Source organism: Reyranella sp., assembly GCF_017305915.1.
Taxonomy (GTDB): domain Bacteria; phylum Pseudomonadota; class Alphaproteobacteria; order Reyranellales; family Reyranellaceae; genus Reyranella.
In genome coordinates, this window is record NZ_JAFKJN010000012.1 from 166,548 (window position 1) to 181,055 (window position 14,508).

At 68.6% G+C, this 14,508-nt stretch carries 12 protein-coding genes; 1 reads left to right on the forward strand and 11 read right to left on the reverse strand.

The window, feature by feature from the left end; all coding sequences use genetic code 11:
- Positions 1-242: 242 nt before the first annotated feature.
- The 11 genes from J0J01_RS11080 to J0J01_RS11130 form a co-directional block, all read right to left on the reverse strand.
- A complete protein-coding gene (locus J0J01_RS11080; protein ID WP_296380473.1) occupies positions 243-1,157 on the reverse strand; it encodes a ParB/RepB/Spo0J family partition protein in 915 nt (304 codons plus the stop codon).
- A complete protein-coding gene (locus tag J0J01_RS11085; protein WP_296380475.1) occupies positions 1,154-2,014 on the reverse strand; it encodes an AAA family ATPase in 861 nt (286 codons plus the stop codon). The genes J0J01_RS11080 and J0J01_RS11085 overlap by 4 nt, the downstream gene beginning before the upstream one ends.
- Entirely contained in the window at positions 1,956-2,615 is a 660-nt protein-coding gene (gene rsmG / locus J0J01_RS11090; protein WP_296380477.1) for a 16S rRNA (guanine(527)-N(7))-methyltransferase RsmG, read from the reverse strand. Before rsmG ends, J0J01_RS11085 begins: the two co-directional genes overlap by 59 nt.
- Positions 2,616-2,745: 130 nt before the next feature.
- On the reverse strand, positions 2,746-4,659 hold the full coding sequence (gene mnmG, locus J0J01_RS11095) for a tRNA uridine-5-carboxymethylaminomethyl(34) synthesis enzyme MnmG (RefSeq protein WP_296380479.1): 1,914 nt from the start codon (positions 4,657-4,659) through the stop codon (positions 2,746-2,748).
- Between the two features lie 53 nt (positions 4,660-4,712).
- Positions 4,713-5,126, reverse strand: coding sequence for a PIN domain-containing protein (locus J0J01_RS11100; protein WP_296380480.1), 414 nt, complete (start codon positions 5,124-5,126; stop codon positions 4,713-4,715).
- A gap of 5 nt (positions 5,127-5,131) precedes the next feature.
- A complete protein-coding gene (locus J0J01_RS11105; protein ID WP_296380482.1) occupies positions 5,132-5,347 on the reverse strand; it encodes a hypothetical protein in 216 nt (71 codons plus the stop codon).
- Between the two features lie 48 nt (positions 5,348-5,395).
- On the reverse strand, positions 5,396-6,004 hold the full coding sequence (locus J0J01_RS11110) for a histidine phosphatase family protein (RefSeq protein ID WP_296380484.1): 609 nt from the start codon (positions 6,002-6,004) through the stop codon (positions 5,396-5,398).
- 129 nt (positions 6,005-6,133) lie between these two features.
- Entirely contained in the window at positions 6,134-8,857 is a 2,724-nt protein-coding gene (ligD, locus tag J0J01_RS11115) for a DNA ligase D (RefSeq protein WP_296380486.1), read from the reverse strand.
- Between the two features lie 37 nt (positions 8,858-8,894).
- Positions 8,895-10,277 carry a tRNA uridine-5-carboxymethylaminomethyl(34) synthesis GTPase MnmE gene (mnmE, locus tag J0J01_RS11120; protein ID WP_296380487.1) on the reverse strand — a complete coding sequence of 461 codons (1,383 nt, stop codon included), beginning with the start codon at positions 10,275-10,277 and terminating at the stop codon, positions 8,895-8,897.
- A gap of 2 nt (positions 10,278-10,279) precedes the next feature.
- Positions 10,280-10,621: a helix-hairpin-helix domain-containing protein gene (locus J0J01_RS11125; RefSeq protein ID WP_296380489.1), complete on the reverse strand. Its 342-nt coding sequence runs from the start codon at positions 10,619-10,621 to the stop codon at positions 10,280-10,282.
- An 85-nt stretch (positions 10,622-10,706) separates the two neighbouring features.
- Positions 10,707-11,618, reverse strand: coding sequence for a sugar ABC transporter substrate-binding protein (locus tag J0J01_RS11130; protein WP_296380490.1), 912 nt, complete (start codon positions 11,616-11,618; stop codon positions 10,707-10,709).
- A 43-nt stretch (positions 11,619-11,661) separates the two neighbouring features.
- On the opposite strand from J0J01_RS11130, the gene J0J01_RS11135 reads away from it, so the two are divergent.
- Positions 11,662-14,454, forward strand: a complete 2,793-nt coding sequence (locus tag J0J01_RS11135; protein WP_296380491.1) for a [protein-PII] uridylyltransferase — start codon at positions 11,662-11,664, stop codon at positions 14,452-14,454.
- Positions 14,455-14,508 lie beyond the last annotated feature (54 nt).

The following is a 14,508-nucleotide window of genomic DNA, read 5'->3' on the forward strand; positions in this document are numbered from 1 at the left end:
TACACGTGCGGGCCTACCACAGGGTAAGGTTCGGCAAGGACGAGTGGGTGAGAGCCCATACTCGTTCTTGGCCCTGCCGTTAGCGCGGCGGGAAAGCAGCGTAGTACTAGCGTAGGCCCCTCGTCCTCGTGGCGAGGGGCTCTTTTTTGTTTGCTTGATTAGACTCCTACGACGACTCGCGGTCAACAGAACCGATACACCATGTCACGCCGCGAACGGCGTTCGCCTCCAAAGAGGGACGCCTAACGCCGCGTCAGGCGCTCCACCACGGTGTCGAGCTGGTCGTAGTTGTCGATCTGCAGGGTCAGCACGGTCTTCTCGCCGCTGCCCTCGTGGAGCGAGGCCTTGAGGCCCAGCGCCTCCTCGATGCGCTTCTCGAGCGCCTTGGTGTCGGCGCTCTTGGAGGCGCTCGGCGCCGGCGACCTCTTGTTGCCGCCGCCGGACGCCTTCTTCAGCCGCTCGCCGGCGGCGAGCTTCTCGAGGTCGCGGACCGAGAGCTTCTCGGCCACCACCCGCGCCGCGACAGCCTCGGGATCGGGGAAGGTCAGGAGCTGGCGGCCGTGGCCGGCCGAGATCTCGTCGCGGCGGATCATCTCGCGGATCCCCTCGGGCAGATCCAGCAGCCGCAGCGTGTTGGCGATATGCGGCCGGCTCTTGCCCATGGTGTGGGCGATCTCGTCCTGGGTCTGGTTGAAGTCGGTCATCAGCCGGCGATAGCCCTGCGCCTCGTCGACCGCCGACAGATCCGAACGCTGCAGGTTCTCGACCAGCGCGAGCTGCAGGGCATCGAGGTCGTCGAGGGTGCGGATGACGACCGGCACCTCGTGCAATTGCGCCTTCTGCGCCGCCCGCCAGCGCCGCTCGCCGGCGACGATCTCGTAGCCGTCCGGCACACCAGGGATCGGCCGCACAAGTATGGGTTGCAAAAGTCCGTACTGCTTGACCGATTCGACCAGCGCGTCGATGTGCTCGAAGGTGGTGCGCGGCTGGTATTTTCCGGCGTGCAGATGCGCCGTCGGCAAGGTCGTCGGCGCGCGGTTGGCCGGCCGCGGCGGCATGGCGGCGATCGGCGGGGCGACGGTGGCGGCAACGTCTTCGTCGCCGAGCAGAGCGCTGAGACCGCGGCCGAGGCCGCGCGGCTTGAGGGGCTGGCTCATGACGGTTCCGGAAGGGGCACGGGAGGTTGAAGCGCCGCATCGGCTGCGGTTCGACGGCGTCGGATGAATTCGCTGGCGAGCAGGATGTAGGCCTGGGCGCCGGCGCAGGCATTGTCGTAGATGATCACCGGCAGGCCGTGGCTGGGCGCCTCGGCGATGCGCACGTTGCGCGGGATGGTGGTGCCGAACACCAGCTCGCCGAAATGCCCGCGCACATCGGCTTCGACCTGCTGGCTCAAAGTCATGCGGCGATCGACCATGGTGAGGACCACGCCGGTGATGTGCAACTGAGGGTTGAGCGCCTTCCTGACCCGATCGACCGTGTTGCGCAGCGCGCCGATGCCTTCGAGCGCCAGGAACTCGGCCTGCAGAGGCACCAGCACGGCATCGACCGCGACCAGGGCGTTCAACGTGACCAGGCCGAGCGAGGGCGGGCAGTCGACCAGGATGGTGTCCCAGCGTTCCCGCGCGTTGTTGCCCTCGGCATGGAGCGCGTCGGTCAGCCGATGCTCGCGCCGCTCCAGATCGATCAATTCGATCTCGGCGCCGGCGAGCTGGACGTTGGCCGGCATGATCGACAGGCCCGGGATCTGGGTTTCGCGGATCGCCTGGTCGAGCGCGGTGAGGCCGACCAGGAATTCGTAGGCGCCGGGCGTACGATCGTTGCGGGGGACGCCCAGACCGGTCGAGGCATTCCCCTGAGGATCCAAGTCTATTAACAAAACCTTCTCGCCGACGGCCGCCAGGGCGGTCGCGAGATTGATAGCGGTCGTGGTCTTCCCGACGCCGCCCTTTTGGTTAGCGATCGCGAAGACTCTTGGCGCTGAACTGGCTGATCCGGAGGAGGACGGATTCACGGTCGGTCACGCTGGAGAACGGCTGGGCTTCGAAGTCCCAGTCCTTTTTGGCGCTAGTGACCTCAGCCTGCCACCCTTTCCCTTTGTGGAAAAGGCAAATAGCGGTATCGGCGCGATGCGGCGCAGCCCAAACGAGCAACTGGCCGAGCGGCGCCAGCGCCCGGGCGGTCACGACATCGGCTTGGGCCGGCGGCGCCGCCTCGATCCGGGAGATCACCACTTTCGGCAGCTTCTTCAAGGATATCCGGCGTCCGGCCTCGGCCAGGAACGCGCCCTTGCGGGCATCCGATTCGATCAGGGTCACGTCGAGGTCCGGCCGCAGGGCCGCCAGGACCAGCCCGGGAAAGCCGCCGCCGCTGCCCAGGTCGGTCAGGGTCTGGGCGCTTTTCGGGATCAGGGGAATAAGCTGGGCCGAATCGAGGATATGGCGGACCCAGATGTCCTCCAGAGTGGCCTTGCCGACCAGGTTGATGGCCTTCTGCCAGCGGCCCAGGGTATGGACCATCGCCTCGAGCTGGTCGCGTGTTTCACGTGAAACGTCGACCCGGAGTTCCTGCATTTCCTCCAGGAACAGCTCCCGGCCGGCATGAATATGGCTCACGTCTTGCCCCCACCTCCATCCTGAGGAGCGGGCCGCAGGCCCGCGTCTCGAAGGATGGCAACCCGTACCACGTTCGTTGCCACCCTTCGAGACGCGGCCTTGCGGCCGCTTCTCAGGGTGAGGCGGTCGGCTAAGCCGCCTGGCGGCGGACGTAGCGCAGCAGGGCGATCAAGGCTGCCGGGGTGACGCCGGAAATCCGCGCCGCTTGGCCCAGGGTGGCCGGCCGATGGGCCTGGAGCTTCTGGCGGATCTCGTTGCTCAGGCTGCCGACGGCGCCGTAATCGAGATCGTCCGGCAGGGCCAGGGCCTCGTCCCGGCGGTAGGCGGCAATGTCCTGCCGCTGGCGGGCCAGGTAGCCCTCGTAGCGGCCGTCGATCGCCATCTGCTCGGCAATCGCCGCCGGAATGGCGCCGAGTTCCGGCCACAGGCCGCACAGCCGGTCCCAGCCGATCTCCGGATAGGCCAGTAGGTCCTTGGCCGACCGGACGACGCCATCCTGGTTGATGGCGATCCCCTGCCTGGCCAGGGCCGACGGGCTGGCCTTCAGGCTTTCGAGCTTGGCCTGGCCCTCGGCCAGCGCCCGGTGTTTCACGTGAAACACCCCGGCGCGCTCGGGCCCGACGCAGCCGATCGCCAGCCCTTTGGGCGTCAGGCGCTGGTCCGCATTGTCGGCCCGCAGCCACAGCCGGTACTCGGCCCGCGAGGTGAACATGCGGTAGGGCTCGGTTACGCCCAGGGTCACCAGATCGTCGATCAGGACACCGAGATAGCCATCGGCCCGGTCGACCGAGAAGGCCGGCGACCCGGCGGCGGCGAGCGCGGCGTTCAGGCCAGCAATCAGCCCCTGGGCCGCGGCTTCCTCGTAGCCGGTGGTGCCGTTGATCTGGCCGGCCATGTACAGGCCGAGCATCCGCCGCGTCTCCAGGGTCGGATGGAGCTCGCACGGATCGATGTGGTCGTACTCGATGGCATAGCCCGGCCGCAGCATGACCGCCCGCTCCAGGCCAGGAATGGTCCGCAGCATGGCGAGCTGGACCTCGCGCGGCAGCGAGGTTGAGATCCCGTTGGGATAGACCGTCGGATCGTCGAGGCCCTCGGGCTCCAGGAAGATCTGGTGGCGCTCGCGCTGGGCGAAGCGCACGACCTTGTCCTCGATCGACGGGCAATAGCGCGGGCCGACGCTCTCGATCTGGCCGGAGTACATCGGCGCGCGATGGAGATTGGCGCGGATGATCGCGTGGGTCGCGGCCGTCGTCTCCGTGATGTGGCAGGCGATCTGGGGCGTGGCGATCGCACCGGTCAGGTACGAGAAGGGCTGCGGGGGCTGGTCGCCGTCCTGCCGCTCGAGCGCGCCATAGTCGATCGTGCGGCCGTCGAGCCGCGCCGGCGTGCCGGTCTTCAGGCGACCCAGGCGGAAGCCGGCCATCTGCAACTTCTGCGCGAGTGCCGTCGATGGCGGCTCGACCGCATCGGCCGCGAGATCGGCCGGCATGCCCTCGTGCTGGCCGCGCGCCCGTCCCGCGGGCATCGTGATCTCACCGATATGAATCAGGCCTCGGAGGAAGGTGCCGGTGGTCAGCACCACGCGCCCCGCCGCAATCTCGCGTCCCGCTTCGGTGACGACACCGACACACGTCCCGCGTGTATCGACAAGAATATCCGCAACGGTCTCGGCGCGAATCTCGAGGTTCGCCTGCTCGGCGAGCAGCGCCTGCATGGCCTGGCGATAGAGCTTGCGGTCGGCCTGGGCGCGGGGGCCGCGCACCGCCGGACCTTTGCTCTGGTTCAGCATGCGAAACTGGATGCCGGCGCGGTCGATGGCCCGGCCCATGACGCCGTCGAGGGCATCGATCTCGCGCACCAGATGGCCCTTGCCCAACCCGCCGATCGCGGGGTTGCAGGACATCTCGCCGATCGTGTCGAGCCGATGCGTCAGCAGGAGCGTGCGCGCGCCCAGCCGCGCCGAGGCCGCCGCCGCCTCGCAGCCGGCATGGCCGCCGCCCACCACGATCACATCGTAGGGCACATCATTCGAACCCGACATGCGCGGCTAAGTCGTGGATTGCCGCGGCGCGGTCAAGTCCTCAGCAGGCCGGATCAGGTGCGGAAAGGATTGACGATCCGAACCGAACCGATCTGCTGCCCGTGGCTCATGTCTTCCGACAGCAGTTCATTGCAGCCAAGTGCCTGCGCCGCAGCGATGATCGCAGCATCCCAGTAAGACAGGCCATATCGTCCGCGAATCTCCAGAGCTGTGCTCACCAGATCGACCGAGATCGCCTGTACTGGGAAGCGGCCCCATGCCTTGATCAAGGCGACTGCAGCCTCGTGGCGTATCCGGGGCGACCTAGCCGTGCGTGTCGACTGCCAGTAAAACTCCTGCAGCACTTGAGCCGACAATGCCAAATCGCGCTCTTTCAGCAATTCGAGCGCCTTCTCGCACTTTTCGCGTTCGGCTGGATCTCGGCTGATCGAATACAGCAGGATGTTCGTGTCAACGAATCTCGGCACGCCCGCTATCGCCGTCGATCGTAGAGTTCGTCCCGACTCAACCTGTCCGACGCGCTGAAATCAGTGATCTGCTCCCGCACAGCCTGCTCGAGACGCTCGAGGCGTTCGAACTCATCGGCCCCGGCCGCCAAATCGACCAGGAACTGGCGCACAAGCGCGGAGACAGACGTGTCCTGCTCGGCTGCCTTCACCCGGGCCCGCCGATAAACTTCATCGTCCACGGTTACTGTGATGTTTCTCACAGAATCACGGTACCACAGTAGCGACGCTCACGAAAGGTGGCTTGTGTCGTTGACCCGCAGGATCTGGACCTTGTCGCCCTCGATCAGGACCTCGTTCAGGCAGCAGGGGTCCTGGGCTAGCTTCCAGTAGGCAGCCAGCGGCTGGTCGAGGAGTTGCAGCAGCAGGGCGCGGTTAACGCTGTCGTGGCCGACCATGACCACCGGATCGGCGGGATGGCGGGCGAGCACCGTCCGCAGGCCGTCTGCGGTGCGGGCCAGCAGGTCCTGCAACGATTCGCCCTGCGGGAAGCGCATCAGGTGCGGGGCGACGTGCCAGAGCTTGAAGGCGTCGGGCGCCTCGGCCCGCACCTCGTCATGGGTGCGCATCTGCCAGCCGCCGTAGTCGAGGTCCATCAGCCCGTCCATCGCCGAGGCCGGCGCCCCGGTCGCGCCGGCAATCCTGGCCCCGGTGACGACGCAGCGCTGCAGACCACTCGTGTAAATCGCCACCGGCTTCCATTGCCGGGCAATGCGCTGGGCCAGCGCCTCGGCCTGGGCGAGGCCGGTCGACGTCAGCGCCAGCTCGGCGCGGCCGCGGAAGCCGGCAGGCTTGATGCCGTCGACATGGCCGTGTCGGGTGAGGAGGAGGCGGGTCATCCGCCGCCATCCTATCAGGCAGCGCGCTTGCGGGCCGTCGCGGTGTAGAACGCCACCGGGCAGGTCACGAGCGAGAGCCGCAGATGGCCTTCCCAGGCCGGCCGATGCGCCTTGCCTTTCGCCATGGGTCTATTCCTTGGCATCGATCAGCGCCTGGATCGCCTTGCGCAGCGGCACCGCCGCCTTGTCGTAGCCGCGCCACGCCTTCGACTTGCTCAGCAACGCCGGCGCCGTCCGCACGGTGAAGCGCTTGGGATCGAGCCCCGCCTTCACCTGGCTCCACTCCAGCGGCATCGACACGGTGGCGCCGTCGCGGGCGCGCGGCGACAGCGGCGCAACGGCCGTCGAGGTGCGATCGTTGCGCAGATAGTCGAGGAAGATGCGGCCGGTGCGCTCCTTCTTCGCCATGCTCAGCAGGAAGCGGTCGGGCTCGGCGTCGGCCAGCCGCCGGCAGATCTCCTTGGCGAACATCTTGGCCGCGTCCCAACCGGGGCTCTTCTCGTCCGCGGTGAGCGGCGTCACGACATGCAGGCCCTTGCCGCCGGTGGTCTTGCAGAAGGTCGCGAGCCCCAGCTTCTCCAGCCGCTTGCGCAGCGCCAGCGCGCCCTTGACCACCTCGTTGAAGCCGACATCCGGCGCCGGATCGAGGTCGAACACCAGCCGGCCGGGCAATTCCGGCTCGCCGGGCTGGCCGTTCCAGGGATGCAGCTCGGTGGCGCCGATCTGCGCCGCCGCGGCCAGCGCCTCGACCCGGTCGAGCTGGACATAGGGCTTCTTCTCGCCGCTCACCTTCGCCTCGGTGATCAGCTCGGAGCTGCCGGGCATGACGTGGCGCTGGAAGAACTGCTGGCCGCCGATGCCGTCGGGCGTGCGCACCAGCGAGCATGGGCGGCCCTGGATGTGCGGCAGCATCCAGTCGCCGACCGCCTCGTAGTAGCGCGCCAGCTCGATCTTGGTGAGCGGCGGCTTCTCGTCGGGCCACAGCGGCTTGTCGGGATGGGAGATGGTGACGCCCATCACCGCGGATGGACCGGAGGGGGCGGAGCCGGATGTCTTCGTCATCCCGAGCGAAGTCGAGGGATCTTTTCTTCGGGTTGCCATGGGAAGGTCCCTCCGCTCCGCCAAAGCGCGGGGATTACCCCGCGCTGATCGGGCTCCGGTCGGGACGACGGAGACCGTCTTCTCCGGCTTGGCCGGTTTCTCGGCCTCGATCTCCTTGGCCGGCTTGTCGATGCGCAGGCCCTTGAAGGCGGCCTGGCGCACGTTGCCGTCGCCGGTCCAGCCGGCGAACTCGATCTCGGCAACGAGCTCGGGCCGCGCCCAATGCATGTTGGCTTCCTTGCGCGGGCTGGTGTCGGCGGCGAAGGCGCTGGTCTTGCTCTCGACCTTCTTGAGCTCGGGCAGCACCCGGCGCGTCACCGCACCGCTGAAGCCGGTGCCGACGCGGCCGACGGGAACGAGCTCGGTCTTTTTCCCTTGGCCGCGATGAACGCCCACGATCAGCGAGCGCAGCTTGGCACCTTCCTGCGTCCAGCCGCCGATGATCACTTCCTGGCCGGCGCGGCACTTGGCCTTGAGCCAGGTGTTGGCGCGGGTCGATCGGTAGGGCGCATCGGCGCGCTTGGAGATGATGCCTTCGAGCCCCATCTTGCGGGCCGAGGCGAGGACGGCATCGCCTGCCGTCTCGAGATGCTCGACGTAGCGGATCAGCCGCTTCCTGTCCTTCAGGCCCGACAGCAGCGCCTGCAACCGCTCCTTGCGCTCGATCAGCGGCAGGTCGCGCAGATCCTCGCCCTCGGCGAACATCGCGTCGAAGGCGAAGAACACCATGTCTTGCGATCGGCCTTCCGACAGCGCGACCTGCAGGGCGGAGAAGTTCGGCACGCCGTCCTTGTCCAGCGCGCAGGCTTCGCCGTCGATCATACAGTCGGGCAGGTCCGTTGCGACGTCGGCGATCGCCTGGAACCTGGCCGTCCAGTCGAGGCCCTTGCGGGTCTTGAGTGTGGCCTTGCCGTCAACGACGCGCAGCTGCAAACGATAACCGTCGAACTTGACCTCGTGCACCCAGCCCGGCTCCGACGTCGGCTGCTCGACCAGCTTGGCGAGCTGCGGCTCGACAAAGGCGGGGATCGACCGCACCTTCTTGGGCTTGGCCGTCGACTCGGGCGCCACGGCGGTCTTGCCGCCGCCCTTCTTGTTGCTCTGCCAGACCGCGCCGGCGGTGCGCTTCTTCGCCGTCATAAATGGCGTCGGCGCCTTGCCGGCGCCGATCGCGATCTCCTTCAGGGTGCGGCCGGACGCGACCGAGGTGTCGTTGTCTTCGAGCAGCTTGTCGTTGTCGCCTTCGTGCGCGGCATCATCGCGATGCTTGATCAGGAGCCAGTTGGTGCGCTTGCTGTCTCCCTTCTCGCGGCCCCATTTCATGCGGACCAGCACCCAGCTCCCCTCGAGCCGGTGGCCGACCAGGGTGAACTTGAGATCGCCTTTCTTGAGGCCTTCGTGCGGATCGCCTTCGGGGATCCAGTAGCCGCGGTCCCAGAGCTGCACCGTGCCGCCGCCATACTGGTCCTCGGGAATCGTGCCTTCGAAGTCGCCGTAGTCGAGCGGATGATCCTCGGTCTGGACCGCGAGACGCTTCACCGTCGGATCGAGCGACGGCCCCTTGGTGACCGCCCATGACAGGAACACGCCATCGAGCTCGAGCCGGAAGTCGTAGTGCAGGCGCGTCGCGTCATGCCGCTGGACGACGAAGCGGAGCTGCTCCGCGGCCGGGACGGCTTCCTTGCCCGAGGGCTCGGCGGTCTGGCGGAAATCGCGCTTGGCACGGTAGGTCGCAAGGCTGTCGCGGCGCATCGTTCCGTAACGGGCCGGGAAATGGCCCGGTTGCACTCTACTTCCCGATACAGAAGTCGCGGAAGATGACGTCGAGCAATTCGTCGATCCGTACGGTACCGGTGATGCGGCCGATCGCCCGCAGGGCCAAGCGCAGATCCTCGGCCGCCAGGGCAACCTCGGGTGCTGCGAGGGCGCGGCCCAGCGCCTGCTCGGCCTCGACCAGCGCCTCGCGATGGCGGGCGCGGGTGAGCGGCGGCGCGCCGGCGCCCTGCTCCATCAGGTGAGCGACCGAGCGGGTGATGCGCTCCAGCACGTCCGGCAGGCCGGCGCCCGAGACGGCCGACAGCGGCATCACGCCGACGGCATCGACCAGCTTCAGGTCGACTTTGTTGACCACCACGATGTCGAGCGCCGGGTTCCAGTGGGCGCTCGGGCCGGTCAGCACCTGCATGGTCGCCTGCCATTCGGTCTCGGCATCGAGCACCAGTAAGCGCAGGTCGGCGGCCTCGGCGCGCGCCAGGGCGCGGCGCACGCCCTCCTGCTCGATGGCGTCGCCCGAGGAGCGCAAGCCCGCGGTGTCGGCCAGCACCACCGGCCAGCCACCGAGATCGAGATGGACCTCGATCACATCGCGGGTAGTGCCAGCAAACTCCGATACAATAGCCGCCTCGCGCCGGGCGATCAGGTTGAGCAGCGACGACTTGCCGGCGTTGGGCGGGCCGATGATGGCGATGGCGAGCCCCTCGCGCAGCCGCTCGCCGCGGCGGTCGCCGAGATGGGCCGCGATCTCGGCCCTGAGCTTGGCGATGCCGGCGCGCACCTCGTCGGCGACGCCCTGGGGCAGGTCCTCGTCGGGAAAATCGATCGCCGCCTCGAGATGGGCGAGCCCATTGAGGCCGAGCGTCCGCCAGTCCTCGTAGAGGCGGTGCAGGGCGCCGCTCATCTGCTCGATCGCGAGCTTGCGCTGCTCGGCAGTCTCCGACGCCACGAGATCGGCGATCGCCTCGGCCTGGGTGAGGTCGAGCTTGTGATGCTCGAAGGCGCGGCGGGTGAACTCGCCGGGCTCGGCCATGCGGCAGAAGCCGAGATTCTGAATCGCCTCGAGCACGCCGTTGACCACGGCGCGGCCGCCATGCAGGTGCAGCTCGGCCATCGTCTCGCCGGTCTCGCTGTTGGGCGCCTCGAACCACACCGCCAGGCCGCGGTCGATGACCTCGCCCGACAGAGGGTCGAACACGCTGCGCACCACCATGCGCCGCGGATCGGGCAGCGCCGGATCGCGCGCCGAGTGGCCGCGCACGAACGCCTTGCGCTCGGTCAGGAAGATCAGCGCATCGGTGGCGCGCGGGCCGCTGAGCCGGACCACCGACAGCGCGCCGGGCCGCGCCGCCGTCGGCGCCGGCGTGCCCAGCGCGTAGATCGTCGCGACGTCGTCCATGGCTAGCCGCGCTTGGTTGGTCCGGCCGGAGCGGGCGCCGCGGGCTTGGCCGGTGCGGGCGCCGGCGGCGGCGCGCGGGCGAACACCTTGTCGGCGATCCTGTCGTACAGCGCCTCGGGGATGATCCGCCGCTCGACCAGCTCGGTCTTCGCCCGGAACGGCCGCGAGCGGATGATGGCGTCGGCCTTCACCTCGCCGATGCCGTCGAGCGACATCAGCACGTCGCGGCTGGCGCTGTTGAGGTCGATCGGGTTGGCGGCAGAGGTGGCCGGACGGTTCTGCGCCGAGGCGAAAGAGCCGCCGAGCACTAGCGCCAATGCCGAAATCACCAGAACGAAACGCATGGTCGATTATCGCACATTCTGTCGTCCTGAGCGTAGCGAAGGACCTCATCGCCGCTCGCAACCGGCATGAGGTCCTTCGCTTCGCTCAGGACGACAAGGGAACGATCTCTTCCCACGTCGGACAGGGGCGATCGATCATCGGGACTTTCCATCGGCCGATGGTGGCGCGGTCGATCAGCGCGGCCGGGACCAGGATCTCCTTGGGCACCGGCTGGCCGGCGAGACGGCGCAGCACGGCGCGGGTGGCGATGGCGGCGATGTTGAGGGCGCTGAAGTCGGCCGAGGCCAGCATCGCGCCGCTTTCGATGTTGGCGACCGCCTCCGGCAGGCCGTTGATGCCGACGACCGCGGCCTTGCGTCCGGCGGCGGCCAGGGCGTCGACGGCACCGAAAGCCATCATGTCGTTGGCGGTCCAGACGCCGTCGATCCGCTCGTGCTTGGCCAGCAACTCGTCCATCGCGGCCCTGGCCGGCGCACGCTGCAGGTAGCCGATCCGGGCGTCGACCAGCTCGATGCCGGGATGCTCGGCCACGGCGCGACGCAGGCCCTGGGCGCGGTCGCGGGCGGTGCGGGCCGACGGCGTGCCGTCCAGGGCGACGATCCGGCCTCGGCCGCCCCCGTTGCTCATGAGCTCCGCGATCAGGGCCTTGGCCACGGCATGGCCGATCGCGGTGTCGTCGGCGCCGACGAACGTGAGCTGCGGCCCGTCCATGCGGTTGATGAAGATCGCGACCGGGAGGCCGGCGGCGGCGAGGCGGTCGAGATCCTCGCGCATGGCTTTATCGTCGGTCGGGTTGAACACCACGCCGGTCACCCCGGCAGCCAGGGCCTCGGCGACCAGCGCCTTCTGCTCGCCGACATCGTCGGGGGTCTGCGGCACGTAGTGCAGGGTCCGGGCGCCGGCTTCGGCGGCCACCCGGTCGGCGGCGGCACGGGCGGCGTCATAGGCGGGATTGAGCCGATTCTTGGTGAAAACGGCGATTGTCGGCGGGGCCATGGTCCCTGTTTTAGCCCGGCCCGGCCGGCTAGTATCCGTTGCAATGGCCACTCCCTACGACCGCATCCCGGACCGCCGCGCGATCGTCCGCCGCCGCGCGCTCGAGGACGCCCTTGCCCACCTGGTCGAGGACGTGTCGCCGGGCGCCGATCTGCCGCGGCCCCAGGTGCTGGCGCTGCTGCGCGAGGCGCTGGCCACCGGCCGCACCGAGATCCGCCGCCGCTTCGAGGAGCCGGGACCGCTCAAGAACGACGGCCCGGCGGTGCTGATGGCCACCTCGTTCCTGATGGACCAGTTGATCCGGGTGATCTTCGACTTCGCCGAGGCGAAGGCCTATCCGGCCGCCAATCCCAGCGCCGCCGAGCGCCTGAGCGTGGTCGCGACCGGCGGCTTCGGCCGCGGCGAGATGGCGCCGCTCAGCGACATCGATCTGCTGTTCCTGCGTCCCTACAAGCAGACGCCGCGCGGTGAGCAGATCGTCGAGTTCATGCTCTACCTGCTGTGGGACCTCGGCCTGAAGGTCGGCCACGCCACCCGCACGGTCGAGGAGAGCCTGCGCTACGCCGAGCGCGACCACACCATCCGCACCGCGCTGCTCGAGTCGCGCTACATCTGGGGCGACCGTGAGCTGTTCGACGAGCTGATGAAGGGCTACACGGCGAAGATCTCCGCCGGCGACGGCCGCGACTTCGTCGAGGCCAAGCTCGGCGAGCGCGACCAGCGCCACACCCGCATGGGCGATTCGCGCTACGTCGTCGAGCCCAACGTCAAGGAGGGCAAGGGCGGGCTGCGCGACCTGCACACGCTCTACTGGATCGCCAAGTATCTCTATCGCGTGAACGAGCCCGCGGAGCTGGTCGCCAAGGGCGTGCTGACCAGGGACGAGGCCCGCCACTTCTCGCGCGCCGAGCGCTTCCTCACCACCGTGCGCTGCCACATCCATTACCTGAGCGGCCGTGCCGACGATCGTCTGTCGTTCGATCTCCAGCGCGAGATCGCGACGCGCCTCGGCTACCAGGACCGGCCGGGCAGCCGCGGCGTCGAGCGCTTCATGAAGCACTACTACCTTCACGCCAAGACGGTCGGCGACCTGACGCGCATCTTCGTCGCCGCGCTCGAGGACAGCCGCCGGCGCAAGCCCCGGCTCGCCGCGCTGTGGCAGACCTTGCGGCCGCGCCAGCTCGACGGCTTCCGGCTCGACGGCGAGCGCCTGGCAGCGGCGTCGAACGACCAGTTCGAGAAGGACCCGGTCGCGATCCTGCGGCTGTTCCATGTCGCGCAGGAGAACGGGCTCGACATCCATCCGGCGAGCCTGCGGCTGATCACCCAGAACATCCGGCTGGTCGACCGGCTGCGCAACGATGCCGAGGCCAATCGCCTGTTCATGGCGATGCTGACCTCGCGCCACGATCCCGAGACGACCCTGCGGCGTCTCAACGAGGCCGGCGTGTTCGGCCGCTTCGTGCCCGACTTCGGCCGGGTCGTCGCGCAGACGCAGCACGACATGTATCACACCTATACGGTCGACGAGCACACGATCCGCGCCATCGGCTTCCTGGCGCGCATCGAGAACGGCACGCTCAAGGAAGACCATCCGCTGTCGGCCGAGGTGGTCCACAAAATCCTGTCGCGGCCCGTCCTCTATCTCGCGGTGCTGCTGCACGACATCGCCAAGGGCCGCGGCGGCGATCATTCGATGCTCGGCGCCGACGTCGCGATGGCGCTCGGGCCCCGGCTGGGCTTGAGCGACTCCGAGACCGAGACCGTGGCGTGGCTGGTCCGCTACCACCTCGCCATGTCGGGCACGGCGTTCCAGCGCGACCTGATGGATCCCAAGACCATCGACACCTTCGCCGCCCTGGTGCAATCGCCCGAGCGCCTGCGCCTCTTGCTGGTCCTGACGGTGTGCGACATCCGCGCCGTCGGCCCCGCCGTGTGGAACGGCTGGAAGGCGGCGCTCCTGCGCCAGCTCTACAACGCGGCCGAGCGGGTGATGTCGGGCGGCACGCTCTCGGGCGGCCGGGTCGAGCGCATGAAGGCGGTGCAGGCCGAGGTGGCGCAGCATCTGTCCGGCTGGACCGACGCCGAGAAGGAGGAGCATTTTGCGCGCGGCTATGCGCCGTACTGGCTGAGCTTCCCGATCGACACGCTGGCGCGCCACGCCGAGCTGGTGCGCCGGGCCGAGCGCGACAGGCAGCCGCTCGCGATCGAGCACCGCATCCAGCCCGACCGCTCGGTGACCGAGATCACGATCTACACGCTCGACACCCACGGCCTGTTCGCCCGGCTCGCCGGCGCGATGGCGATCAGCGGCGCCAACATCGTCGACGCCAAGATCTTCACGCTGGCCAACGGCATGGCGCTCGACACCTTCTGGATCCAGGACCTCGAGGGCAAGCCGTTCGACGGGCCGCAGCGCCTGGCGCGGCTGGCGGCGCGGGTCGAGATCTCGCTCTCCAACCGGCTCGACATCAACCGCGAGCTCGAAGCGCAGAAGAGCTCGTGGCCCAAGCGCGACCGCGTCTTCACCGTGCAGCCCAGGGTGCTGATCGACAACGGCGCGTCCGACACCTTCACCGTGATCGAGGTCAACGGCCGCGACCGGCCGGGCTTCCTGCATGTCGTGACGCGCGCGCTGACGCGGCTCAACCTGCAGATCCAGTCGGCGCACATCACCACCTACGGCGAGCGCGCGGTCGACGTGTTCTACGTCAAGGACCTGTTCGGCCTGAAGGTGGTCAACGCCGACAAGCTCAAGCAGGTCGCCGCCGAGGTCGAGAAATCGATCCGCGCCTTCGACGCCCGCTTCGAGCCGGCGATGAAGGCGGCGGAGTGACGGCCCGTGGCCGTCATCCCGAGTGGCGCGGAGCAGTCTCCGCGTTTTTGCGAG

Coding starts and splice junctions, on each gene's coding strand:
- ligD (WP_296380486.1), bottom strand. CDS start 8,857: ATGCGCCGCGACAGCCTTGCGACCTACCGTGCCAAGCGCGATTTCCGC.
- mnmE (WP_296380487.1), bottom strand. CDS start 10,277: ATGGACGACGTCGCGACGATCTACGCGCTGGGCACGCCGGCGCCGACG.
- J0J01_RS11135 (WP_296380491.1), top strand. CDS start 11,662: ATGGCCACTCCCTACGACCGCATCCCGGACCGCCGCGCGATCGTCCGC.
- mnmG (WP_296380479.1), bottom strand. CDS start 4,659: ATGTCGGGTTCGAATGATGTGCCCTACGATGTGATCGTGGTGGGCGGC.
- J0J01_RS11125 (WP_296380489.1), bottom strand. CDS start 10,621: ATGCGTTTCGTTCTGGTGATTTCGGCATTGGCGCTAGTGCTCGGCGGC.
- J0J01_RS11110 (WP_296380484.1), bottom strand. CDS start 6,004: ATGACCCGCCTCCTCCTCACCCGACACGGCCATGTCGACGGCATCAAG.
- J0J01_RS11130 (WP_296380490.1), bottom strand. CDS start 11,618: ATGGCCCCGCCGACAATCGCCGTTTTCACCAAGAATCGGCTCAATCCC.
- J0J01_RS11080 (WP_296380473.1), bottom strand. CDS start 1,157: ATGAGCCAGCCCCTCAAGCCGCGCGGCCTCGGCCGCGGTCTCAGCGCT.